This is a genomic window from Flavobacterium sediminilitoris (genome assembly GCF_023008245.1).
Taxonomy (GTDB): domain Bacteria; phylum Bacteroidota; class Bacteroidia; order Flavobacteriales; family Flavobacteriaceae; genus Flavobacterium; species Flavobacterium sediminilitoris.
In genome coordinates this window covers 3,888,003-3,913,692 of the sequence record NZ_CP090145.1, presented here as the reverse complement: position 1 = coordinate 3,913,692, position 25,690 = coordinate 3,888,003, and the positions used below count along the sequence as shown (strand labels likewise).

The window sequence follows — 25,690 nt, the reverse complement described above, 5'->3', positions numbered from 1 at the left end:
ATATTTGCTTTTTTTATAGTTTTTCTTTATAGATTTTATAGTAGTCATCTTACAAAGAATATATGAGTTAATAGCTTTGTAATTGTGACAACAAATATGTGAACAATTTTCGGTAAAAAAAAATCAAAACCCTATTGATTTTGTAAAAAAAATATTGTAGGTAGGTTAAGGCTTAGTAAAATTAATGTAATTTAAAATATAAAATATAATGAGAGAATATCAATTTGAAGTTAGAGTTAGATATGCAGAAACAGATCAAATGGGAGTAGTTTATCATGGTAATTATGCTCAATATTTTGAGATGGGAAGAGTGGAATGGCTAAGAAACATGGGGATTTCTTATAAATGGATGGAAGAAAATGGAGTAATGTTGCCTGTTGTTGCACTAAACATGAATTATAAAAAGCCAGCACGTTATGATGATCTTCTTACTGTTAAAACAATCTTTAAAAATCAATCAACAGTTAAGATAGAATTTGATTACGAAATTTATAATGAAAAAATGGAGTTATTAACAACGGGTTATTCAATGTTAGTTTTTGTAGACATGAAAACAGGTAAACCTTGCTTGCCTCCAGGTTATATAACGGAGAAATTAAATGCTATTTTAAGCTAAATTTTAAAAGATTGTCGGATTTAATTATTCGACAATTTTTTTTATTGTAATTTCAAATAAAGAATTAAATATTTCTAATATTTTTTCTGCATTTTGTTTCCGTGTTGCAATTTCAATTTCGCAATTCATTTCCATCTTTTGAGAAATTATATTTAAGTTTTGTTCTTTAATAACTCTCATCACTTTATTCATGTTTTTATAGTCAAATAGTATTTTGTAATGTACATCAATTGTTTTTTCAACAATATTCGATGTTTCTAAAGCCATTTGTGCGGCTGTTTTATAAGCTGAAATTAAACCTCCAACACCAAGTTTTACACCACCAAAATATCGAACTACTACAATTAAAACATTTGTAACATCAAAAGATTGAATCTGACCATAAATAGGAGCTCCTGCGCTGTTGTTTGGTTCTCCATCATCATTAGCTCTATAGTAGACTGTTTCTGTTCCTAATTGAAAAGCATAACACCAATGTCGAGCAGAATGATGTTGTTTTTTTAATTGAATTATGATTTCTTTGACTTCTTCTTCATTTTTAACAGGATAAGCATATCCAAAAAACTTACTATTTTTTTCTTTATATAATATTTCTTCTGATGCTGATTCTAATGTTTTATAGGTATCTTTTGTAGATTCGATCATAATTGGTTTTTAGTACTAAATGATATTTCAAAAATCACAAGTAATTTTAAAATATTTTTATTTGAATGTTATAGTAGTAATTTAAATGAAATAGTAAGCAAAATTACATCAAAATTTATAAAATATAGAATATTAAGATTCAAGAGTCTTGAAAATTGATTTGGCGAGCTAGATCAAAATGCTTAAATTCATTAAGAAATAGTAATTTTATATGGGTTTTGGTTTAATGTTAACTATTTGATTTTTAATTAAATGATTGGAATATGGATTTTGGATGATTATAAAATTATGATTAATTTGCTTTTATTGCATTTAGGAAGTAAATTTTAGATATAACCATTTATACATTTAATAATTCTATTGAATTGTGTACTTATTTTAAGTTCTATTAGAATATAGTTTTGAAGAATTAAATCTCAGTGTTAATACCATTCATAATTATACCAAATAGATTGATAGTGAAAATGGGAGTAAATCGAATGGTTGATCTAGTTTTAAAAATCAATTGAAAAAGGATATAATTTTGGATATTAAGATATCGGAAAGTTGATGTTTATTTCAAAACCAGATTGAAGCAGTTTAGTCTCAAAAAAGCCATTTATTTCTTCAATTTCCTTTCTTAGTGATGTAAGACCAATTCCAGGTTTTTTATTTTTAGAATTAGTAAGTAAAACACCATCATTAATAATTTTTATAATTAATTTATTCTCATTTATTATTTCAAATTTTAATGTATAATTTTTAGAATTTGTATGCTTAATTGTGTTTGAAATAGTTTCTTTAATCACCGGAATTAACTTTTGCGTGATTTGTCTGTTTTTCAATGTTAAGATTTGATTCTTGATGCTTTCTTCAATCTCAATATTTATATTTAATAAGTTCATTTTATTAAATTTCTTTTTGATATCTTCTAAGTAGAAAAAAATATCTTCAGAATTATTCTTTTTGGAAACTGATGCTAATGAATGTGAAAAATTTCTAGCGTCTTTGTAAATAAGGCTTAATTCTTTTTCAATATAAATTAACTCTTTTAATATTTTATCATTTTTAGTATTAGTTATAAAATGTTTAACCTGATATTGAAGTGTAATTATATTTCCTAAAAGAGTATTATGTATTGATATTCCAATTTTTTTTCTTTCATTTAAAATTTTATTTTCAGCATTTTTTAAAGACTTTTTTATGAACTTTATCTTTTGTTGGTATTTCTTTTTTTCCTCTGTTTTCTTAATTTGCTGTCTTCTTGTTATTTGAATTAAAAATATAAAAATGAGAATAATTGCAAGAATTAGAACAGCAATTTGAAGTCTATGTTTTACCTTCCTTATTGTAGCAATTTCTTTTAAGTTTTCAATTTCAATTTCTTTTTCTCTAACATTATGTTTATTTTGAGCAATTAAAATTTCTCCTTTATTCTTATAAAGATTTTCAAAAGCTCTACTGGCAAGTAATTTTTCTAAATACACGTTTGCTTTATGATAATTACCATTTTTTTTATAATAATTGTAAACTTCTGTATATAAAAGATTTTCAAAATATTCATCAATAGTATTACTTTCAATTATTCTAATTGCTTTTTCTTCGTTTCCAATTTTAAAATCGATCAAAGCTTCAATAGTTGAATAATAACTGTCCATTATTTTCCAATTACGCTTCTTATGCTTAATTGAGTTTGATTTCGCTAGTTCTTTTTGAGCTTCTGCAAAATCATTTTTAAAATAATAAATATAAGAATTGTGTAAATGCCATTTTGAAAGCCATTCATCTTTTGGGTTATTAATTAAAATTTCTTTTTGGATTTTTGACGCTTGATCAAGTAATAAGTTATCCTTTTCTTGAAGAAATTTTAGAATTTTATTCTCAACAATAAGATCTTTATTTGCAAATCTATAATAGTCTTTATAGTAATTAGAGTTAGAGTCTACAACAGTATTTGCTTTTTGAAAATAATAATTACTCTTGTCAAATTGATATGTATATTTGTAAATATTTCCAAATGAGTTGTAGATATTTACAAAAAAATGTTGTTTGTTTTTTGGAGTTTTATTAAATAATTTAAGTGCTTCATTACAATAGTTTAATGCTACCTCAAAATTATCATTACTTAAATTATGATTAGATAAAATGGTATAAGTTGTAATTAAATTTACTTCATTCCCTTTTATGTCATTTCCTATATATTTTATGATGGAATCTGGATATGATATATTATTCTCATATTCTTCAAAATTATTCATTGAATAAGTCATTAGAGTATAATAAGCATTAATTTTATCGTTTTTTTTTACAATAGTATTTATTGACTTTTTCAAATCAAAAAACAAATTATCAAAATCAACCTTATGCTTTGAAGAATAAAAAGAGGGTTGTAAATTTAAAATTTTACAAACTTCCTTTATTTTAAGATTTTCCCTTTTTAAGGGTTTTAGTGTGTCATTAATACTGTTGTTAAATGATTCACTTATCGAAATTTGACTAAAAGAAAAAGAGAATTGTAATAATAGAATAAGAAGTTGAAATTTTCTTAATTTCATAAATTTTTTAGTTTTTTAGCTGTTTATTTTATATTACATATAATCAATGTAATCAATTACATTAAAGAAGTTCTGGTCGCAATGCAACTTTTTTCTAGATGTAATTTGTTTGTTATAGATCTCTAATTTTCGGGGCTAAAAAACTAGTTATGAATCTTCTGCAAAGATATAAATATAAAATCATGAAAAAGTATAAAAAAAAGCACGTCAATTTTTCTAAATTTTAATTTTAGAGATGATACAATATCTGAAATAAGCTGATTAAGAGTTTATAAGCACTAGAGATAATAATAAAAAACGAATGAAATTGAATGTTTTTCGGAATATAATTCGAGAGTAATTAAATTAAAATTAATGTATTTGGTGTACTAAAAATAGAGTCTCAAATATAGTTTTTGTATTGATTAAAAGCCTGAAATTTGTAATCTAGTTATATTTAGTAATTTATTAATGGTAATTTAATTGATATAACATAAAAATTTAAAATTCTTTGTCTTTGTTTTGTACTATATTAATAGCTTAATAAGTAAAAATTGGGGTTGAATATTTTTAAATAAGTGTTTCAAGTTTAAATGTGCTAAAAACAATTAAACAAACAAATAAACAAATGAATTTTAAAAACCCTAAATAAATATTTTTTAAAAAAGTTTTTGTTTGTTTTTTGAGTAAAATGTTAATTTTAGGTTGAATAGTTTAATAGGCTATTTATATTAAGGGCTAGAGTAATCTAGCCTTTTCTATTAAATTATGTCTTATTGAATGTCGGTTTTTTAATCATGAAAAGTTTTTATAATCTCAAGTAAATTTGTAACATCATCTACTTCAGGGTTTAAGTGCCAAGTAAGAAGACCGTTTTTTTTAGCACCTTCGATGTTTTCTAATCTATCGTCAACAAATAAAGTCTTTTTCGGTGTTAAATTATGACTATTTATAACATATTTATAAGTATTTTCATCTGGTTTTCGTTTGCCAATTTCAAATGAAAAGTACACTTTTTCAAAGCAACTATAAAAATCTCTTGCAAATGATTGACCTACTTTATGTTCAAATTTATCAATGTGAGTAGAATCAGTATTGCTAAGAAGAAAAAGCCTATATTTTGAAGATATCATTTGAAGAAATTCTAATCGATACAATGGAAAATCTAATAGTAATGCATTCCAAGCAGATCTAATAGAAATTAAATCAGCCCCATCAGTATACTTTTGTATACTTTCTATAAATTGTAACTCATCAATTTTGCCCATTTCATATTCCTTGTTTAAGGCATCTAATTCTGAGTTCCATTCTTTAACCCCAAGCGATTTAAGAGCAGTTTGAGTTGCGTTATAGTCTATATCAATGAAAACATTGCCAAAATCAAAAATTATTGTGTCAATCATAGTTTCTTGAATAATTTAATTTATCACCTATAATGGAATAGGTTTTATTAAACGGTTTGTTTAAAATAGGAGCTTTTATTCCTGTTTTAAATTCTGCGTTACCTATAAAAACACGTGCTTCATCCCATAAATTTAAATTTATAAAATGCTGAAGTGTTTTTGCTCCACCTTCTATAATTATAGATTGAATATCTTTCTTGTGTAAATTTTTTGTTAAATTTAATAAAAAATCATCATCAAATTTGATATAATCGTAAAATAAGTTATTGTAATTTGTTAATTTTTCCGTTTCTGTATAAATAAAAGTCTTTGTCAAATTGTCTTTAACATAGTGTTGATCATTAATTCTATTGCTTTTATCTATAACAATTCGAATAGGATTAGTTCTTTTAAAATCTCTAGCATTTAGCATTGGATTATCATCTAAAACGGTTTGAGTTCCTACTAAAATAGCTTGTTCTTCCGTTCTCCATTTATGAACTAATTGTCTAGAATATAAATTTGTAATCCAAACAGGCTTTTGCTTATCTTTCGTTAGAGGAGCAATAAAACCATCTGAACTTTCTGCCCATTTTAGAATTATATAAGGACGTTTTTTTTGATGAAACGTAAAAAAACGCTTGTTTAATTCATTACACTCATTCTCAAGAACGCCAACAGTTACTTTTTTTCCTGCTTCTATTAAGCGTTTAATACCATTTCCTGCAACTTTTGCAAAAGGATCAATTGTACCTATAACTACATTTGGAATTTTATGTGAAATAATCAAATCACAACAAGGAGGTGTTTTTCCAAAATGACTGCAAGGCTCTAAACTCACATAAATGGTTGACTTGCTCAATAATGTTTTATCTTTTACAGCATTTATTGCATTTACTTCTGCATGGGCTTCACCTGCTTTTTGGTGCCAACCTTCGCCAATAATTTTATTGTTATATACAATTACACTACCAACTAATGGATTTGAATATGTTGTTCCTAATCCATTTTTAGCTAATTGTATGCATCTTTGCATATAAAATTCATTTGTATTCATGAATACAAAAATACTATATTTAGTATTCAATTAACAGTCAAATGTGTCAATTTGTTTAATTTTACGTTTCATTTTTATCAGCATGGAAATACGAAAAATTGAATTAAAAGATAATAAGCAAATTGCAAAAATTATCCGCGATGTTTTTATAGAGTTAGAGGCTCCAAAAGTAGGAACAGCTTATTCAGATCCTATTTTAGATACATTATTTGAAGTCTATCAAGCAAAAAGATCAGTATATTTTGTAGTAGAAAAAGAAGGGGAAATTTTGGGAGGTTGTGGAATAGCTCCTTTGGAAAATGGAGAAGAACATATCTGTGAATTACAAAAAATGTATTTTTCACCAAAAATTAGAGGAACTGGCTATGCAAAAAAAATTATAACAGAATGTTTATACTTTGCAAAGGAAAATCATTTTACGCTTTGTTATTTAGAAACATTGCCTTTTATGAAAGCAGCTCAAAGATTATATCATAACTTAGGATTTGAAAATATTTCTAAACCAATGGGAAATACAGGACATAGTAGTTGCGAAATTTGGATGACAAAGAAATTATAAAATATAGAAGAAGACTTTAAAATGATATTAAAACAATATAAACAACATTTTTTTAAAGAATTAGAATCCGTTTTTGATGAAATGGAAATAGAAAGTTTTTTCTTTTTAATTTCCGAACATTTACATGAAATAAAACGAATTGATTTAGCTTTAAATCCTAATTATGAAATTCTTGATGAGGATGTAGAAAAATGGAATTTTATTCTTTCTGAATTAAAAAAAGAAAAACCAATACAATACATTTTAGGAAAAACAGCGTTTTATGGATTAGATTTTTTTGTAAATGAAAACACATTAATTCCACGTCCAGAAACAGAAGAATTAGTAGAATGGATTTTAGAAGAAAATAAAGAATATGAAGTGAAGAGAAGTGTTTTAGATATAGGAACAGGAACAGGTTGTATTCCTATTTCTATTAAAAAAAACAGACCAAATTCAACAGTGTTTGCGATAGATATTTCAAAAGGAGCCTTAGAAATAGCAAGAAATAATGCAAAACAAAATGAAACAGATGTTTTATTTATAGAGCAAGATATTTTAGAAACAAAATCTTTAAATGAAATAAAGGAGCTCGATTTAAAATTAGATATTATTGTTTCAAATCCACCTTATGTAAGAAACCTTGAAAAGCAAGAAATAAAAAAAAATGTATTAGACTATGAACCACATTTAGCCTTGTTTGTAGAAGATACTGATGCATTACTTTTTTATAGAAAAATTGCTCAATTAGCAAAAGAAAAACTTTCAGAAAACGGACAATTATTTTTTGAAATCAATCAATATCTTGGAAAAGAAACTATTGAATTATTACAAGCGTTAGGTTTCCAAAATATTGATTTGAAAAAAGACATCTACGGAAATGATAGAATGATTATGGCAACTTTGAAATAATTTATTGTAATTTAGTTCCTAATAAATACACTTTTGAAAGCCATTTCTCTCTAAAAGAAATAGTAGAATTTTTAATGATAGAGATATAAGTGGTTTTTACAGGATTAATTCCACAAAACTGAAGCGTTCCTCTCTTTAATTGGTTTAAAGCAGGACTCTTCATAAATAAATAGTCATACCATCTTGGCGTATCAGTAGTAATTATAATCCTAGCAGTTTTACCTTTAAATAATTTCTTTGGAAGAGCCTTGTTTTCTAAATATTCATATGCTATTCCAGGAAGAAATGTTCGGTCAATAAATCCTTTCATTAAAGCAGGATAACCATACCACCACATAGGAAAAACCCAAACAATATGATTTGCTTTTTTTATTTTTTCAATAGCATTTAATAAATCAGGTTCAAGTTCAGTCCTTTTTTGATAGCCAAATTCTAAATTAGGATTAAATTGTAAATCACAAATGTTTATTTGTTCAATATTAGCATTTGTAGTTTTAGCTCCTTTTTTATAAGCTTCAGCAAGTGAAAAATTATAGCTTTCTTTATTTGGATGTCCGTTGATAATTAATATTTCTTTCATTTCTAAATTTATTTTTAACAAAGAAATGACGAATTAAATCAATTCTATAGGACATTTGTCTAATAAGATAGCTCTTTTCTAATTCTACTTAAATGACGTTGTGTAACACCAAGATAAGAAGCTAAATAATTTAATGGAATGTGTTGTAAAAATTCTGGATGTTTCTCAATAAGATTCTTGTATCTTATTTCAGCTTTTTCTTTTTGAAGAAGAAAAATTCTATTTTCAAGTTCAATATATTGCTGTTCTGCAACCATTTTAAAAAAACGCAACCAATTAATACTGGATTTTTCAAGAGCAAGAATATCCTCTTTTGGAATTACAAACAAAGTTGCATCAGTTATAGCTTCAATATTTTCAAGCGTTTTCTCATTAGAAATATGAGAAGAATAAGCCGAAATAAAATGATTAGGAAAAGTAATGCAATATGTTATTTCATCACCTTCACTTGAATGATAAAAAGATCTGAAATAACCGGATAGAACAAAACCTATTTCATTAGAAACACTATTTTCTTTAATGAAATAATTACCTTTTAAAATTGTTTTAGGTCGGCATAATTTTAATAAATCTTCAATTTCTTTCGAATTTAAAATATTTGAAGACTCTAAATTTTTTCTAATAGAATGAAAATCGTCTTCTCTAAAATTATTCATAACGTAGCGCTTCAACAGGATCTAATTTTGATGCTTTTATTGCAGGATACAAACCCGAAATAATTGTAACAACAAATGTGGTAATAAACGCAGCAATAATGGCTAGCCAAGGTGTACTAAATTTAAACCCTAATAGGGAAGCGATAATTAAACCAGTTCCTATTCCTAAAAGAATACCAACAATACCACCAAGTTGACCAATAACTAATGTTTCTGTGAAAAACTGCCAAGCAATAGTACTTCGTTTAGCACCTAAAGATTTTCGAATACCTATTTCTCTTGTTCTTTCACTTACCGAAACTAACATAATGTTCATTAATGCAATAGATGAACCAAAAACAGTAATGACACCTATAATCCAAGCAGCAATACTTAGCGTAGCAGTATTTGATAATAAAGTCTGAATTAAATCATCACTACGTTCTATTCCAAAATTGTTTTTCTGAATAGGATTTAGCTTTCGTATTAATCGCATTGTTAAAGTAGCATCATCAACTGCTTCGTCAAGCAAAGCTTCATTGTTGACTTTTATATCTAAATCATAATTAATATTAGGCATTGAAAAAATAGAACGTGCAATTTGATTAGGAATTAAAACACGTAAATCCTGACTATTTCCAAAAGTTGATCCTTTTTCTTTTAAAACACCAATTACTTTAAACTTAGCGCCACGAATTGAAATGATTTTGTCTAATGGATTTCTATCTTTGAAAAGCCCTTTCTCAAAATCAGAACCTAAAATACAAACATAATTGTTGTTTGAAATATCAAAAGAATTAAAATTTCGTCCTTTTACAACTAATAATCCTTTGTTTGGACAAAAATTATCATCAACACCCAAAATATTAATTTCAGGATCTGTTTTTTCACCCTGATATTTTACTTCAATTCCGGTTGCAGCAGTAAATGATAATGAAGTACTCGTAAAAGGGAAATCAAATTTATCTTGAAAACCTTTAGCTTCAGGATAACTAATAATAGGATTTACTTTCTGATCTACATCATTCTGATTAATTTCCGCAGAAAAATCATAACGACTTATCGAAAAAGTATTAGCTCCCATAGAAGCAAAATCACTTAAAATAGTATTTTGTAATGCTGAAACAACAGTTAAAATACCAACTAATGCCCATATTCCTAAGGCAATTATAAAAACAGTAAGCGAAGTTCGTAGTATTTGACCCTTTATAGAGTCTAATGCTATTCTTGTGTTTTCTTTAAATAATCCTATCATAACAACTATTAGACTTTAGAACATAAAATTTGTTACATTTTTTTTAGTAATTAGTAAAAAGTTGTTAGTAATTAGTTGTATAATTTTTCTTAATCATTAATATATTCGATATTTGCATTCCAATTATAATGTTGATTATTATAGATTTTTTAATCTTACTTTCAAATTGACACATTTTACAAATTGACATATTAAAAAAGATGGCTCAAAAACCAAGTATACCAAAAGGAACTCGTGATTTTTCACCAGTTGAAGTAGCAAAACGCAATTATATATTTAGCACTATAAAAACCAATTTCGAAAAGTTTGGTTTCCAACCTATAGAAACACCTTCTTTTGAAAACTCAGACACCTTAATGGGAAAATATGGAGAAGAAGGAGATCGTTTGATTTTTAAGATTTTGAATTCAGGAAATTATTTGTCTAAAAATGAAATGAAAATGTTTGATGAGGTAGCAAATAATATTGAATTATTTGTGAATGATAATTTAATTAAAGAACTAGATAAAGAAAATATAATTAAGTCACGTGATAATATCAATTTGGATGAACTTCGAAGAGAATTGTTAGTAATTATTGAGACTACTTTATTAGAGTATATGTCTTTGTCAGAATCTTACACAGAATTTCTAAAGTATATTAAAAATAATTTAGACATTTTAACAGACTGTATTATTGATATTTTAAGATCAGAATTTTATACAACATATGTAGACCCAAATGGAAAAATTAATTACAGAAGAAATTGTATAGATAGTCTAATAGGTAAGATAATTTCTAAAAAAACTACTTCATTAATTTCCGAAAAAGCACTTCGCTATGATTTAACCGTTCCTTTTGCAAGATATGTGGTCCAACACCAAAACGAAATCGAATTTCCTTTCAAAAGATACCAAATTCAACCCGTTTGGAGAGCAGATAGACCTCAAAAAGGACGTTTTAGAGAATTTTACCAATGTGATGCTGATGTAGTAGGTTCAAATTCGCTTTGGCAAGAAGTAGAATTGGTACAATTGTATGATTCGGTTTTTAGCCAATTAGGGCTAAACGGAGTAACTATAAAAATAAACAATCGTAAAATATTATCAGGAATTGCTGAGGTAATTGGAGCTTCTGATAAATTAATCGATTTTACAGTTGCTTTAGATAAATTAGACAAGATAGGAGAAGATGGAGTAAAGAAAGAAATGATTGAAAAAGGAATTTCTGAAAGCGCTATTGAAAAAGTACAACCGTTGTTTAATTTCACAGGAACTATTTCTGAAAAAATAACAAAATTAGCAGATTTATTAGCTTCGTCTGAAGAAGGAATGAAAGGAGTAGAAGAGTTATTATTTATTTGTGATAATGTAAATGAAATAGGTTTACAAACTGCAACATTAGACTTAGATGTTACTTTAGCGCGTGGTTTAAATTACTATACAGGTGCTATTTTTGAAGTTTCAGCGCCAAAAGGAGTTGCAATGGGTTCAATTGGTGGTGGTGGTCGTTATGATGATCTTACAGGAATCTTTGGATTGAAAAACATGAGTGGAGTTGGAATTTCATTTGGTTTAGACCGTATTGCTTTGGTTATCGAAGAATTAGGTTTATTTCCAGAAACAGTTACAGCAACTTCAACAGCTTTATTCTTAAATTTTGGGTTTGAAGAAGCTAAATATGCCATGAAAGCTATTGCAAAATTACGTAAAGAAGGAATAAAAGTTGAAATGTATCCTGATGCTACTAAAATAGGAAAACAATTTCAGCACGCAGATAAAAGAGGAATCCCTTTTGCAATATTAGTAGGAGAAGAAGAAATAAAAAATGATTTATTCGGAATTAAAAATTTAACAACAGGAGAACAAGAAAAAGTAAATTTTGAAGAACTACTAAAAAGGTTGAATAATAAATAATAATTATTGTTAAATAGTTTTTTTGTAATCTATATTACTTTCAGTTTGTTTCTAAATTGTTACTTTTGAATCTTCTAAAATAAAATTTAAAATATGTCAAGTTCAATAGAAAAAATTAAATGTTTAATAATAGGTTCTGGTCCGGCTGGTTATACAGCAGCGATATATGCAGCCAGAGCAAATATGGCTCCAGTTTTATATCAAGGACAGCAACCAGGTGGTCAATTGACTACTACAAATGAAGTAGAAAATTTCCCAGGTTATCCAGACGGTGTTACTGGACCAGAAATGATGGTGCAACTACAAGAACAAGCAAAACGTTTTGGAAGTGATATTCGTGACGGATGGGCTACAAAAGTTGATTTTTCAGGCGAAATTCATAAAGTATGGATCAATGATACTATTGAGATTCATGCAGAAACCGTAATTATTTCTACGGGAGCTTCTGCTAAATACTTAGGGTTACCATCAGAGCAAAAATACTTACAATTAGGAGGTGGTGTTTCAGCTTGTGCAGTTTGTGACGGATTTTTCTATAGAAACCAAGAAGTTGTTATTGTTGGAGCAGGAGACAGCGCTTGTGAAGAAGCACATTATCTTTCAAACATCTGTAAAAAAGTAACCATGTTAGTAAGAAGCGATGTTTTTAGAGCTTCAAAAATCATGGAAGAAAGAGTGAGAAAAACAGCTAATATTGAAATATTACTACATACTGAAACAGAAGAAGTTTTAGGAGACGGACAAGTAGTTACAGGTGTAAAAGCTAAAAACAGAACTACTGGAGAAATTACAGAGATTCCTGCAACAGGATTTTTCGTAGCAATTGGACACAAGCCAAATACTGATATTTTTGCAGACTATTTAGATTTAGATGAAACAGGTTACATTAAAAATATTCCTGGAACATCTAAAACAAATGTAGCAGGAGTTTTTGTAGGTGGTGACGCAGCAGATCATGTATACAGACAAGCTATTACAGCCGCAGGAACAGGTTGTATGGCAGCATTAGACGCAGAACGTTATTTAGCTTCTAAAGCTTAAGAAAGCGTTTTTTTATAATAATTTAAGCCATTCTGGAAGAATATATTTTCTTTCAGAATGGTTTTTTATTTGTAATAAAATTTAACAAAAAATACAATTTTTCTGTAATTTATTGTAATCGGTTTGTTTTATATTTGCACAAATATGTTTGTATTTTTATATTGATATCTATGAAATCAAATGTATATACTCAATATATATATAATATTTTTACAAGAATAGTCAGAAATATAGCTGACTTAAAAAGTCTAGATATTTTTAATTTTTTATACAAATAAATATGAAAAAATCAACAAAAAACAATAGCAGGTGGTGGAACATGTGCTTATTATATTCCAAAATGTACAGCTCCAGGAGATCATGGTCCAGAATGTAATTATGGTGGATCAATAGTTGGGAAAAATGTTGATAAAGACACAGCTATGGCTGTAGCTGCTGCTTATGGAGGAAATTGGTGTTGTTCAAGTTGTGGTTCAGCTTCTTGGTATTAATATTAAAAAGGTTGCCTAATTAAGGTCAACCTTAATAAAATAAATTATGAGATTTTTACTTTTTTTAATTATCCTATTCCATTTTTCTTGTTCTCAAGAAAAGAAAAAAAATATTGCTAAAAAAACGGAAGAGCAAAATAAAATAACTGTTATTTTTAAAGGAAGAACATACGAAAAAGATTCTATTAAAGATTCCAGTGGTTCTGTTAGCTATAGTTTAGCAAAAATGTTTTATAGAGAAAATAACGATTTTGTAGACTATGAATTAAATGTTGAAAATGTTAATAAACCAGATACTATAGTTATTACTACTAAAAATAAAATATACTTACAGCATCCGTTTCATTTAAATTTTTCCGCTACCTATATTTTAAAACCAGGTGATACCGTTGTTTTTAATTATCCAAATGATACTCCTTATATTACTTATTTAAATAAAAATGCAGATAGTTTAGGAACAAATGAATATGTTAGAAGGAATTTAGAATATCCATTAGTTGAAAGTGGACTTTCTTTTTTTGAGAAAAATAAAAGAAAAAGAAACAAGCAAGAAGAAGAAAAAGCTCAACAAGATTATAAAGAAAGAAATGCTATAATTTTGAGCCATTTTAATTCTTTAAAGGAAAAGCAAGCTATAGAAGATGAAATTTATCAAATAAATACCTTTAATCAATTTGAGAATATTGAAAAACACGATAGTATTTTTAATGCTACTATAAATTTAGGAATAGAAAAATATTCTAATTGTCTTTTATATAGTTTTTATAATAAATTCCCTGTTGTTAAGATAAAAACAGGTAATGGGGTATTTGTAGATTCTCGAATTAATTTTGATAATGTCCTTAAAATTAATAGTATAAAATCAAAAAATAAAGATTTCTTATTATATACTTTCTTAGAAGAAATAATAAATAATTTCTCAAAACCAGATGCGGAGAAATATTTTCAACTGTTTAGTGAAAATGTAACAGATAAGAAATTAATAGAAATAATTGAGAAAAAATACTATGGTATTTCAAAAAAAGCAACACAGAAAGAGTCTACAAATGTAAATTTCATTAATGAAAATAAGAAGGAAACTAGCTTAGATGAAGTTGTGTCAAATTATAAAGGAAAAGTTCTATATATAGATTTTTGGGCAAGTTGGTGCGCTCCATGTAGAGCAGCAATGCCATCTTCAAGAAAGCTTCATGAAACATATAAAAATGAGAATATAGAATTTATATATGTCAGTATCGATAAGAATTTTGATGCGTGGACAAAAGCCTATAAAAAAGAATTTATAAGTGGCGATAATAATTTTTTAGCAACTAATTATCCAGAAGCAACATTGTATAAAGAAATTCTTTTGAAATCCATTCCTAGGTATTTAATTTACGATAAAAACGGAAAATTAGTAAATGATAATGCTCCAAGTCCAGATAGTCAGGAAATTATAACAGAATTGAAAAAATATTTGTAAAATTTAACAGGAGTTAAATTACTTTCAAAAGATCAAATGAAAACTGTAGCAGGAGCCGGTACTTGTGCTTGGATGCACTCTTCTGGATTTATTATGCATGACATTTCTCTAGATCAAGTTAAAGATTTAAGAGATACTTATGGTGGTGGTAAATGGTGTTGTGATTCATGCGACAAAGCTTCTTGGCTTTAATATTATTGACTTGGGCAATTGCCCAAGTCTTTGATTCATTTTTTAATAAAATTGTAATAAAATGAAAAATATTGTTTTTCTTTTTTTAATCTTCTTATGTTGTAATAAGAAGTCAGTTACTCTCTCAGAAAACAAGAAAGTTGTATTAGATACAATAGTGGTTTCTTTTTTAGATGTGCCGAAAGATTTTTTGTATCCACTAAAGTCAGGAGGAACAATCGAAAACTCTAAATTTGATGTTCAATATTTTTCTGATAATGAAGTTTTTAATTTAAAGCTTAATGAAGAGAAAAGTATAAAAAAAATACCTAATAAAGAGGATTATATTGAGATTGTACATTCTTATAATGTTTTTGATGAGATTTCTATTTTAGTTAAAAAAGGAGATTCTGTAAATATTAATTATATTGATAAAACGCCTAATTTTAAAATAATAAATAAAGAAGTTAGAAAACATGATTTAGATTATGACTTTTTGGTAAGGAAATTTATATTTAAATCAAAATACCCTTATTTTATTCAAAGCAAGAACAACCCTATATTTTATATTGATGATTTAAGTATATTATCAAGAAAAGATTTCAATATTGAAGCACTTAAGAAAAATATTTATTTAAACGCTGTAAAGGAACTATCGAAAGAGAGAATTTTTCTTGATTCAATTTATAAGAATAATGAATTTTCATTGGTAAATTATAATTATTATAAACAGAGAAATTATTATAATTTATTGCATATAAACTTGAAAAATGAAATTGAGAATGAAGTTATAGATTATAAGATAAATGACTCATTAGTAAAATATAAATTTTATAGACATTATATCTATGATTATATAATTAAGAATAATAGAATAAAAGAAATTGCTGTAAGCGATGGTAGTATTTTAGATAGTAAAGCAGCTTTTGACTCCGTTATAAAGTCTACATCATTTGGTGAAAAAACAAAAAAGTTCTTATTATATACTTTCTTAGAAGAAATAATAAATAATTTCTCAAAACCAGATGCGGAGAAATATTTTCAACTGTTTAGTGAAAACGTAACAGATAAGAAATTAATAGAAATAATTGAGAAAAAATACTATGGTATTTCAAAAAAAGCAACACAGAAAGAGTCTACAAATGTAAATTTCATTAATGAAAATAAGAAGGAAACTAGCTTAGATGAAGTTGTGTCAAATTATAAAGGAAAAGTTCTATATATAGATTTTTGGGCAAGTTGGTGCGCTCCATGTAGAGCAGCAATGCCATCTTCAAGAAAGCTTCATGAAACATATAAAAATGAGAATATAGAATTTATATATGTTAGTATCGATAAGAATTTTGATGCGTGGACAAAAGCTTATAAAAAAGAATTTATAAGTGGCGATAATAATTTTTTAGCGACTAATTATCCAGAAGCAACATTGTATAAAGAAATTCTTTTAAAATCCATTCCTAGGTATTTAATTTACGATAAAAACGGAAAATTAGTAAATGGTAATGCTCCAAGTCCAGATAGTCAGGAAATTATAACAGAATTAAAAAAATATTTGTAAAATTTTTAAGGAAAACTCAAAGTTTTATTTCTTTTATAAAGATGTTTTTCTACATTTGGAAATACAAATAACAAACAAAGTATGCTGAAACTTGTAATTAAATACCTGCAAAAATCTAATTATAGCTCTAAAATAGTAGAATTTGAAGAATTTTATCAATCACATCCTAATTATCCAAGTTTACTTGCTATTACTGATGGTTTAAATTATTTAAACATTGAAAACATAGCAGCAAGTATTCCTTTTGAACACTTTGATGAACTTACAAATTCATTTATCGCAGAGTTGAAGATAGATAATCCAAGTTTATACCTTTTAACAAAAGGGGAAAATGAGTTTACAATTGAAGATGAGGAAGGAAAAGTAAAAAGCCTTAATAGAGCCGATTTAGAAAAATATTGGTCAGGAATTGTTCTTTTAGTTGAAGAAAATGAAAAAGAAGAAATTTCGAGTAAATGGAAGAGTTCAAGTTATATGCTACCTATAGCATTAATTCTTTTGTGTCTACTATCTATCAGTACTAAACTAAACAATCATTTACATACTACTTTCTTACTTATTGCAGCTATAGGAGTTTTTATAAGTAAAGAAATTTTAGAAACTTTTTTCAATAATAAAAACAACACAGATTCAAAATTTTGTTCTATTAGTGAAGAATTTTCATGTGATTCTATTATAAAGTCAAAATCATATTCTTTCTCAAAGTATATAGAATTTGTAGATTTACCTGTAATCTTTTTTAGTTTTTCATTTATAAGCTTATTATTTGGTTTAGAAATGGAATATTTAATAGGTTTAGCAAGTGTACTTTCATTACCAGTACTTTTTTATTCTATTTATTTGCAAAAATTTAGTCTTAAAAAATGGTGTTTATTGTGTCTTTTAATTTCGGTTTTAATGCTAAGTAATGCTGTTCTGTTTTTAGTTAATTATAGAATGTTTTCTTTAGATTATCATCAAGTAATAAATGCAGTAGGTTTACTATTATTAATTGTACCATTATGGTTTTTATTGAAAAAATGGATTGAGAAGTTCAATAAAAACGAAGTAGAATTAAATAAATTATTACGTTTTAAAAGAAGTGAAGATGTTTTTCAAAAAACAGTGGAAACAATCAATAATGTTGAAAGTTTTAATGCATTAGATAAAATGATTATTGGTGATGAAAATGCTCCAAATGTAATTTCTTTATTTTTAAGTCCAAGTTGTCCACATTGTCACACAGCATATAAAGACGCTAAAGAATTATTAATGAAATATCCAAACAAATTAAAACTAGCTATTTGTTACAATTTGAATACAAACAATGTAGATAACCCATATTTGGATATTGCAAGAAGCGTTTTAAATTTATATAACAATGGCAAAAATGTTATACAAGCATTAGACGATTGGCATATTGAAAGATTAAATATTGATGATTGGAAAGCAAAATGGAAAAAAACAGATGCTTTTACTAAAGAAAATAACCAATTGGAAATGTATTTTCAATGGTGTTTAGAAAATGAATTTAATTATGCACCAGTTAAAATTTTTAATAATCATTTAATTGAGCAACAATATAACATAAACGAACTGTTCTATTTCTTCAAGGAATAAAAAACATTTTAAATATCAAAATAGAATTATGGGAATAATTTGTCCATAGTTGAACACAAATGTTCGGATATTTTATATTCGAACATTTGTGTTTTGAAGTAGTAACTATTATTCTTTATATAATCGAGCTTTTTGAACATTTATAACAGGATAGGAAAGAACTTCAGGAATTTCTTCCGTGTTCTTTCCTGATTTTTCCATATTATTCTTATTAGAATACATTATTTCAAAGTCAACATAATTATCGGCAAAATGTTCAGTAGTCGTTAATAAGCTACCTTGAACTTCAAAAATGGAGTACAACGTATTATCCGTTACAAAGGCATTTAGTAAAATGCCATTATTCTCATCAATTATATATTGTCCTTTTGTTTTATCTTTTTCTAAAAGGGTATATTTTCTTTCCTGATTTACTTTGTCAGATTTGTAAATGATAGTGTATTTATATCTGGCAATAGTATCTGTAGGTAATAAATGCAATTCCATATCAATTACCTGATTTCCATTTTGATTGTGAATGTTTAATTTTCCTTTGTATTTTCCAAAAAAATCATCAGGAAAAACTTTAGCATCTTGACTAAAAAGAACAATTGGGAATAAAAGAATAAAGAGAAAGTATGAACGCATTAGTTTTCTTTTTTATAAAGAGTTGCACTATTTGTAAATTGTTTCATATCAATTTTTGGCTCGCCTAATAGTTCAATAGTTGTTTTTCCTGAAGCAGAAATTGAAATGTCATTAACAGCATTAATTAAACATTTAGCATATCCTTCAATTGCTAATTCAATTGATTTTGCAGGAAATTTATTCGCAGTTAAATAAGCATTATTATCAAGTCTTATTTTTAAATTAGAAACATCGCCTTCAATTTTTGCCTTTGCTTTTTCATACATATCTAATTTTACTTCTGGAGAAGCTATTAAAGCTTTTAAATCGGCATTTTTGCTTAATTCTAGAGTAGTGTTTTCAGCTTTTACGTTGATTTCAGCTTCAGATTTATCATTCAAGATTAAGGTAAAAGTAGTAGAGTTTACGTTTAAAAAAGAAGCTGAATTATCATAATTTTTTACAATTACATTTTCTAATTGTAATTCATTTAATGCGTTAATTCTTGCTTCGTTTTTTGCTGTAATTTGTTTTAAGTCAGCAGCATAATTAACTCTTATAGAGAATTTTTTTGAGCTACTTACATTTTTTAATGTAGTAATTCGTAATGTGTTAGCAACAACTGAAAAGTCTATAACATCATGTAAATTATCATCTGCTTCAATTTCTATAGAAGAAGTATCAGCTTTTACTAAAAAGATTTCTACATTGTCTTCTACTTCAATATTTTCAAAGCTTTCTACTTCTTTTATTGTGTGCGTTATAACTCTTGATCCTTTAATCTTTTCTTTTTTCTGAGAAAAAGTAATGGTAGTAGTTAAGAATACTAAAAGTAATAATGTGATTTTTTTCATTTTTATAAACTATAATTTCATTTCTATAAAATACTCAATAATCATTCCAAAAATTAATTTAAGAATGATTAATAGACTGAGCAAATATAAAAAAAACATCAGCGAATACTGATGTTTTTTAATGGTTATTTTTGGCTTACACTTCCGCCTGAACTTTTGTCTACAATTAATGAATTTGGTTTGGAAATAAATTCAATACTACTTCCGCTTGAAGCATCGGCTTTTAATTGATTAACAACATTTAGAGTTGTTGAGCTTCCGCTAGAAGAACTTGATTTTCCATTTTGAGCAATAAGATTTTCTAAATTAATGTTGCTTCCACTTGATGATTCTGTATTAAGGATATTTGTTTTTCCTTTTACTTCAAGAGAGCTTCCACTGCTGCTTTCACAAGATAATATATCTGAATCTACTTCTACTAAAATAGTACTTCCGCTGCTTGAATGTAATTCTAAATTTTTAAATTCTAGTTTATTATCACTCTTTACATTTGCTCCACTACTAGATCTAATTTCTTCTAAATTTGATGTTTTGATATAAATGTTTTTTGCTTCAGCATTTTTAATATTTACATCTGAATATACTTCTAAAACACCGTCTTTTACAGTAGTGAAAATATGATCTTGTAAATTATCATCAGCTTGTACTTCAATGTTTACAGTATTTGCTTGTTCAATAATGACATTTAAACCAGTTTGTGCAGAAACAGAATTAAATTTTTCTGCTATAGTTCTATTTACAGTTACAACCTTACCATTTCCAGATATAGTTTCACTATTCCATTCTACGTTTACACACGATTGAAGTAATAATACTGTTATAACCGTGATGATAACTTTTGTAATTTGAATAATTAATTTTATCATGATTGTTTTATTTAGTTGATTTTTTATTTTAATTGAATGTTTACTTCATCGTTAGTGGCTTTGATTTTTAATTCTTTGTCATTCATTCTTATAGAAACATTTTCATTTATAGAGTCATTGATGTTAATATCATCGTCATCATCATTTGGACAATTTTGGCATTTTACATCATATTCTTCAACTTTATAAACATAATTACTATCATGTTTAAGATCGAAAAAGTCATTGTCAGATCTGTCATAGTTTTTTACGTACATATCTGGTTTTACATAAGTCCCTTTTGGTAAATAGATATAAACATTAACTTCTTGATCTCTAAATTTATTTTTAAAATTAGTTGTGAAATAATTGTCTAAGTTAATTCTATTTGATTGAATGTCAAAATTATACTTTATTTTTTCGGATCTGTTCTTAGCATCGTTATGAGATTTTCCTGTTGCAGATTTTTCTATTTGAATAAAAGGAATGTTCTCATCTGTTTTAAGAAAATGTACTCTTACTTTAGTAGAATAAATGATTTCATTATTATTTTCATCATGTGTGTATTTTCCTCTTTCTCTTTCATTAATGCTTTTAGCATAATAATTATTGTATTGCATTCTAACAAATAATGTGTCTGTTGGTTGCATAAAAACTTGCTCTTTTTTTACTGTTTTCCCATCAAAACCTATTGCAGTAGCTTGTACGACACCTAAATATGATACACAAATGATAGAAACAATCCAAATTGCTAAAAGCGAATATTTAAAATAGTTTCCTATAGATTTCATATTTGTTACTAATAGTTTTAACCCAAGAATTAGTAAAAAGAATACTGGAATTCCTATGCTTAATATTAATAATATTCCTTGAATCCACATAGGAATGTCGAAATCAAATGGAGTATGAAAATGATTAAATATAAAAGTATCAGGTAATGATGATGAAAAGATCATAAAAATACCACCTATGATTATACTTAATAATGTCATTGATGCAAAGAAAACAATGAATACACCAATAATTTTTGCCATTACTTTAAAAATACTTAGAAAAAGAGTGCTTAATGTGTTCCCAATTTGACTCACGCCTGTTTTAGCAGTATTTGATATTTTTTGATGATCTAAATTATTTATTTTACTTGCAATATCATCAATTCCTTCTTTTACTTTTTTTTCAATATTTGAAATATTAATAGGTTCTCCTTTCATTTCTAATTTTTGAGAAGTTGTTAAAGCTTCTGGTATTAAAATCCAAAGGATTAAGTAAATTACTAATGAAGTTCCAAAACTAATGAATGGAGAGATAATAAATAATATTCTAATCCATAATGGATCAATATTGAAATAGTGACCAAAACCAGATGCAACACCTCCTAAAATAGCATTATCTTTATCTCTATATAATCTTCTACTTTTTGAGTTTGAAGATTTTGAATTTGATTGAGAAAAACTTGAATACGTTGTTTCTTCATCAATTTTATAATCTTCAGGTTGCCCCATAATAGTAATTACTTCGTCGATTTCTTTTAAGCTAATAACTTGACTTTCATTTTTAAGTCTTTCTTGAAAAAGTTCAGCAATTCTACTTTCAATATCATTTATAATCTCATCTCTACCTTCTGGTGAAAGAGAACGTTTAACAGCATCAAAATAGCGTGTTAATTTTTGATAAGCATCTTCGTCTATATGGAAAAAGAAACCTCCTAAATTTATACTTATTGTTTTGTTCATGACTTTTAGTTTTGGCTAGGTTGTGTTATTATATTTACAGCGTCAGACAATTCTGTCCAGGTGCTATTTAATTCATTTAAAAATTCTTGTCCTACATCGGTTAATCCATAGTATTTTCTAGGTGGACCAGATGTTGATTCTTCCCAACGATAATTTAATAGACCATCGTTTTTTAATCTAGTTAATAAAGGATAAACTGTACCTTCAACAACTAATAATTTGGCATTTTTTAGAGTCTCTAGAATTTCAGAAGTATATGCATCTTTTTCTTTCAATACAGAAAGTATGCAGAACTCTAAAACACCTTTTCTCATTTGAGCTTTTGTGTTTTCAATGTTCATGATTCATTTTGATTTTTTAATTAAACTGTTCATTTTTTGATTTTATCTGAATATTATTTCAGATGATTGATTTATTGATTGATGATTGAAACTATTTTATAAATTTTATTGTTAACGGATAATTATATTGTTCTCCATTAGCGCTTTTAACCGAAGCATATATAATTAAAAAGAACTCACTTAACTTAAGAAAGGCAATTAAAATTAGGGCGATTAATCCTAATAGTACCATTCCTGTAATATTTTGAGTCGTTATCACTTCTCTCATAGTTATTACTTGATTGTTCATTTCTAATTTTTCTATTGTATTAATTAACCAAAATATAAAAGTTGGTATTGAAATAATTATTGCAATAAGAGAATACAATAAAATACTTAGTTGAAAATTCAAGGCTTGTTTTCCATTATGATCTATAAAATCAGACTTTTCTTTTCTAGTTGTCCATAGTAATAAAGGAAAGATGTAATTTCCTAGAGGAATAATGTATTGGCTCAATGTACTTAAGTGTATTAATGAACCTAGACTTTTTTCATTTGATGTTCTCATAGTTATTTTTGATTGATTTATATTGATGATTTTTTTAAGCAATTATACTATAGCTATTAATTTCTTATACAAAGATAAGTCTAAAAACAGGTATTATGTTACACATAGTACTAATAATTAACAAAAAATTAACATATTAAAAAATAGTATGAGTGCATAGTATTTTTTGTATTTTTACAGAAACTAAAAATAAAAACTATGAAATTTACACCATCAAAGCTAAATACATTTATGTTTTTCAAATTACCATCTGCTTTTTGGAGTGGTGTTAGAGTACAAAAAATAGTAAAAGAAGAATGTTTAGTAACAGTTAAACACAGATGGTTTAATCAAAACCCATTTAAATCAATGTATTTTGCAGTGCAGGCTATGGCAGCAGAATTTACAACAGGAGCACTTGTAATGTATCAAGTAAAAGAAAGCGGAAAAAGTATATCAATGTTAGTCGCTAATAATAAAAGTACATTTACAAAAAAAGCAACAGGAAGAATTACATTTAAATGTAATCAAGGAAATTTAATCAAGGAAACTATTCAAAAAGCAATTGAAACAAAAGAAGGACAAACAATATGGCTAACATCAATTGGTAGTAATGAAAAAGGTGAACAAGTATCAGAAATGCAATTTGAATGGGCAATAAAAGTTAGAGGATAGAAAAAACGTATGTATGAGTTCTTAGTGTTTGACATGTTAACATTAGTTAATTAACTTCAATTAAGGCTATAGACTTTGTATTTTTGTTTAAAACATATAAATAATGAAAGTTTTAATAACTGGAGCAACGGGTTTAATAGGTAATGAATTAGTAAAATTATTACTTCAAAATGGTGTTACAGTTCATTACTTGTCAACATCAAAAAGTAAATTAATTACTCAATCTAATTATAAAGGATATTATTGGAACCCTAAATCGGGACAAATAAATACTAATGCATTTGATGATGTAGAAGTGATAATTCACTTAGCAGGAGCAAGTGTTTCAAAAAGATGGACTCTTTCTTATAAAGAAGAAATTATAAATAGTAGAGTGCTTTCAACTAGATTATTGTTTCAAGCATTATCAAAAAATCAAAATCAAGTACAACATATTATTTCAGCTTCTGCTATAGGAATTTATCCAAGTAGTTTGACGAATGTGTATCAAGAAGATAATAAACAAGTAGACAATTCTTTTTTAGGAGAAGTAGTTGCTAAATGGGAAAACGAAGTTTCAGTTTTTGAACGATTAGGAATAAAAGTGTCAAAAGTAAGAATCGGACTCGTATTAGCGCAAAATGGAGGAGCATTAAAAGAAATGTTGAGACCTATAAAATTAGGATTGGGATCAGCGTTTGGAAACGGAAATCAATATCAATCATGGATACATATTAATGATTTGACACAGATTTTTTACTTTATTATGAAAAATAAATTAGAAGGTGTTTATAATGCTGTTTCTCCTTATCCTGTATCTAATAAAGAGCTAATAAAAACTATTGCAAACACTATAAAAATGCCTTGTTTTTTACCAAATGTTCCAAAGTTTGTTATGAAACTTGTTTTAGGAGAAATGCATCAAATTTTATTTGCTAGTCAAAATGTAAGTGCAAGAAAAATATTAAATAAAGGGTTTCAGTTCAAATATGCTTCTTTAGATAAAGCATTACAAAATATATTAAAATAATAAAAGCCTCATAAAAAATGAGGCTTTTGTGTATAATTAATAGTTGATTTCTATTATTTAGTAGCTTTTGCAGTTACAGTTAATTCAATCTCATCATCAACAAATTTATCTTTTAAATCATCGAAAATTGATTTTGAAGCATAGTTAACTCCCCAAAGTGTTCTGTTAATTTTAAAAGGCTCAGATACTAATGAAACTTCAGAATCAGTGATTGAAATTTTTGCAGGAAAACTAACTTCTTTCGAAATGTCTTTCATTGTTAAAGTACCATTAACTGTAGAAACACCATCAGTTTCAGTAATAGAATTTATTTTAAAAGTACTTGTTGGGAATTTTGCAGTATTAAAAAAATGATCTTCTGCTTCTTTGTCACCAGTTCCTTTTAAGTGAGTTTCTAAATTTAATTTATCATCACCTTCTAAGTCAGTAACCGTAATTGAATTCATATCCATTACAAATGTACCTCCTGAAACTTTTCCATCAGTTACATCAAAATTACCCTCTTTAACAGTAATTGTACCGTTGTGTTTTCCAGTTGGTTTAGATCCTATCCATGCAACGCTTGATGATGCATTATCTATGTTAAATGTAATAGCGTCTACAGTTTCAACAGTAGGTTCAGGAGTTACAGTTTCTTCTGTTGTAGTTTCTTTTTTACAACCAGTTAAACTAATAATAGTAATTAACGCTAAGCTTAAAATGTTTTTCTTCATTGTAGTTTGAATTTATATATTTTTTATAATTAGGAATC

The 25,690-nt window shown here is 26.6% G+C and carries 25 protein-coding genes; 11 read left to right on the top strand and 14 right to left on the bottom strand.

From position 1 onward, the window contains the following. The first annotated feature begins 208 nt into the window (after nt 1-208). Nucleotides 209-616 (top strand): acyl-CoA thioesterase, encoded by a 408-nt coding sequence (locus tag LXD69_RS17995; protein WP_246916485.1) that lies wholly within the window; start codon nt 209-211, stop codon nt 614-616. Nucleotides 617-640: 24 nt separating this feature from the next. Here LXD69_RS17995 and LXD69_RS17990 read toward each other — a convergent pair whose 3' ends face one another. The 4 genes from LXD69_RS17990 to ribD all read right to left on the bottom strand — a co-directional run bounded on the left by LXD69_RS17990 (nt 641) and on the right by ribD (nt 6,213). Continuing rightward, nucleotides 641-1,261 carry an IMPACT family protein gene (locus LXD69_RS17990; protein ID WP_045971892.1) on the bottom strand — a complete coding sequence of 207 codons (621 nt, stop codon included), beginning with the start codon at nt 1,259-1,261 and terminating at the stop codon, nt 641-643. Nucleotides 1,262-1,791: 530 nt separating this feature from the next. Further along, nucleotides 1,792-3,795, bottom strand: coding sequence for a sensor histidine kinase (locus tag LXD69_RS17985; RefSeq protein ID WP_246916483.1), 2,004 nt, complete (start codon nt 3,793-3,795; stop codon nt 1,792-1,794). Nucleotides 3,796-4,565: 770 nt separating this feature from the next. After that, a complete protein-coding gene (locus LXD69_RS17980; protein ID WP_246916481.1) occupies nt 4,566-5,177 on the bottom strand; it encodes an HAD family hydrolase in 612 nt (203 codons plus the stop codon). Continuing rightward, nucleotides 5,170-6,213, bottom strand: coding sequence for a bifunctional diaminohydroxyphosphoribosylaminopyrimidine deaminase/5-amino-6-(5-phosphoribosylamino)uracil reductase RibD (gene ribD / locus LXD69_RS17975; RefSeq protein ID WP_246916479.1), 1,044 nt, complete (start codon nt 6,211-6,213; stop codon nt 5,170-5,172). The genes LXD69_RS17980 and ribD overlap by 8 nt, the downstream gene beginning before the upstream one ends. 82 nt (nt 6,214-6,295) lie before the next feature. Here ribD and LXD69_RS17970 point away from each other — a divergent pair, with 82 nt between their 5' ends. Together LXD69_RS17970 and prmC are read left to right on the top strand one after the other, a co-directional pair. Continuing rightward, the gene (locus LXD69_RS17970) at nt 6,296-6,772 is read left to right on the top strand and encodes a GNAT family N-acetyltransferase (protein ID WP_246916477.1); all 477 of its coding nucleotides are present in this window, start codon (nt 6,296-6,298) and stop codon (nt 6,770-6,772) included. A 21-nt stretch (nt 6,773-6,793) separates the two neighbouring features. Continuing rightward, on the top strand, nt 6,794-7,663 hold the full coding sequence (gene prmC / locus LXD69_RS17965; RefSeq protein WP_246916475.1) for a peptide chain release factor N(5)-glutamine methyltransferase: 870 nt from the start codon (nt 6,794-6,796) through the stop codon (nt 7,661-7,663). Nucleotide 7,664: 1 nt separating this feature from the next. Here prmC and LXD69_RS17960 read toward each other — a convergent pair whose 3' ends face one another. From LXD69_RS17960 to LXD69_RS17950, 3 genes are read right to left on the bottom strand one after another with little or no spacing between them, the layout of a single operon-like run. Further along, nucleotides 7,665-8,243 (bottom strand): NAD(P)H-dependent oxidoreductase, encoded by a 579-nt coding sequence (locus LXD69_RS17960; protein WP_045971905.1) that lies wholly within the window; start codon nt 8,241-8,243, stop codon nt 7,665-7,667. A gap of 59 nt (nt 8,244-8,302) precedes the next feature. Next, complete coding sequence (locus LXD69_RS17955) at nt 8,303-8,899, bottom strand: Crp/Fnr family transcriptional regulator (RefSeq protein WP_246916474.1); 597 nt, start codon at nt 8,897-8,899, stop codon at nt 8,303-8,305. Then, entirely contained in the window at nt 8,892-10,133 is a 1,242-nt protein-coding gene (locus LXD69_RS17950) for an ABC transporter permease (protein ID WP_045971909.1), read from the bottom strand. Before LXD69_RS17950 ends, LXD69_RS17955 begins: the two co-directional genes overlap by 8 nt. Nucleotides 10,134-10,333: 200 nt before the next feature. Here LXD69_RS17950 and hisS point away from each other — a divergent pair, with 200 nt between their 5' ends. From hisS to LXD69_RS17920, 6 genes are all read left to right on the top strand, one after another. Then, nucleotides 10,334-12,028, top strand: a complete 1,695-nt coding sequence (gene hisS / locus LXD69_RS17945) for a histidine--tRNA ligase (protein WP_246916472.1) — start codon at nt 10,334-10,336, stop codon at nt 12,026-12,028. Nucleotides 12,029-12,121: 93 nt separating this feature from the next. Then, entirely contained in the window at nt 12,122-13,069 is a 948-nt protein-coding gene (trxB, locus tag LXD69_RS17940) for a thioredoxin-disulfide reductase (RefSeq protein ID WP_246916470.1), read from the top strand. A 537-nt stretch (nt 13,070-13,606) separates the two neighbouring features. Continuing rightward, complete coding sequence (locus tag LXD69_RS17935) at nt 13,607-15,022, top strand: TlpA family protein disulfide reductase (RefSeq protein ID WP_246916468.1); 1,416 nt, start codon at nt 13,607-13,609, stop codon at nt 15,020-15,022. A 36-nt stretch (nt 15,023-15,058) separates the two neighbouring features. Next, nucleotides 15,059-15,214 carry a hypothetical protein gene (locus tag LXD69_RS17930; RefSeq protein WP_246916466.1) on the top strand — a complete coding sequence of 52 codons (156 nt, stop codon included), beginning with the start codon at nt 15,059-15,061 and terminating at the stop codon, nt 15,212-15,214. A 61-nt stretch (nt 15,215-15,275) separates the two neighbouring features. Next, on the top strand, nt 15,276-16,751 hold the full coding sequence (locus tag LXD69_RS17925) for a TlpA family protein disulfide reductase (RefSeq protein ID WP_246916464.1): 1,476 nt from the start codon (nt 15,276-15,278) through the stop codon (nt 16,749-16,751). An 81-nt stretch (nt 16,752-16,832) separates the two neighbouring features. Next, nucleotides 16,833-18,350: a vitamin K epoxide reductase family protein gene (locus LXD69_RS17920; protein WP_246916462.1), complete on the top strand. Its 1,518-nt coding sequence runs from the start codon at nt 16,833-16,835 to the stop codon at nt 18,348-18,350. Between the two features lie 108 nt (nt 18,351-18,458). On the opposite strand, the gene LXD69_RS17915 is transcribed toward LXD69_RS17920, so the two are convergent. The 6 genes from LXD69_RS17915 to LXD69_RS17890 form a co-directional block, all read right to left on the bottom strand. Further along, entirely contained in the window at nt 18,459-18,977 is a 519-nt protein-coding gene (locus tag LXD69_RS17915; RefSeq protein ID WP_246916460.1) for a hypothetical protein, read from the bottom strand. After that, nucleotides 18,977-19,810: a GIN domain-containing protein gene (locus tag LXD69_RS17910; protein WP_045971922.1), complete on the bottom strand. Its 834-nt coding sequence runs from the start codon at nt 19,808-19,810 to the stop codon at nt 18,977-18,979. The genes LXD69_RS17915 and LXD69_RS17910 overlap by 1 nt, the downstream gene beginning before the upstream one ends. Nucleotides 19,811-19,935: 125 nt before the next feature. Next, nucleotides 19,936-20,676, bottom strand: a complete 741-nt coding sequence (locus tag LXD69_RS17905; RefSeq protein WP_246916458.1) for a GIN domain-containing protein — start codon at nt 20,674-20,676, stop codon at nt 19,936-19,938. A 23-nt stretch (nt 20,677-20,699) separates the two neighbouring features. Then, nucleotides 20,700-22,388, bottom strand: a complete 1,689-nt coding sequence (locus tag LXD69_RS17900; RefSeq protein WP_045971926.1) for a PspC domain-containing protein — start codon at nt 22,386-22,388, stop codon at nt 20,700-20,702. 5 nt (nt 22,389-22,393) lie between these two features. Further along, on the bottom strand, nt 22,394-22,729 hold the full coding sequence (locus LXD69_RS17895) for a PadR family transcriptional regulator (protein WP_045971927.1): 336 nt from the start codon (nt 22,727-22,729) through the stop codon (nt 22,394-22,396). A 91-nt stretch (nt 22,730-22,820) separates the two neighbouring features. Further along, nucleotides 22,821-23,276, bottom strand: a complete 456-nt coding sequence (locus LXD69_RS17890; RefSeq protein WP_045972446.1) for a DUF4870 domain-containing protein — start codon at nt 23,274-23,276, stop codon at nt 22,821-22,823. A gap of 198 nt (nt 23,277-23,474) precedes the next feature. On the opposite strand from LXD69_RS17890, the gene LXD69_RS17885 reads away from it, so the two are divergent. Then, nucleotides 23,475-23,930, top strand: coding sequence for a DUF4442 domain-containing protein (locus LXD69_RS17885; RefSeq protein WP_045971954.1), 456 nt, complete (start codon nt 23,475-23,477; stop codon nt 23,928-23,930). Nucleotides 23,931-24,033: 103 nt separating this feature from the next. Continuing rightward, nucleotides 24,034-24,939: a TIGR01777 family oxidoreductase gene (locus LXD69_RS17880; RefSeq protein ID WP_246916456.1), complete on the top strand. Its 906-nt coding sequence runs from the start codon at nt 24,034-24,036 to the stop codon at nt 24,937-24,939. Between the two features lie 53 nt (nt 24,940-24,992). Here LXD69_RS17880 and LXD69_RS17875 read toward each other — a convergent pair whose 3' ends face one another. Continuing rightward, complete coding sequence (locus LXD69_RS17875; protein WP_246916454.1) at nt 24,993-25,652, bottom strand: YceI family protein; 660 nt, start codon at nt 25,650-25,652, stop codon at nt 24,993-24,995. Nucleotides 25,653-25,690: the final 38 nt, after the last annotated feature.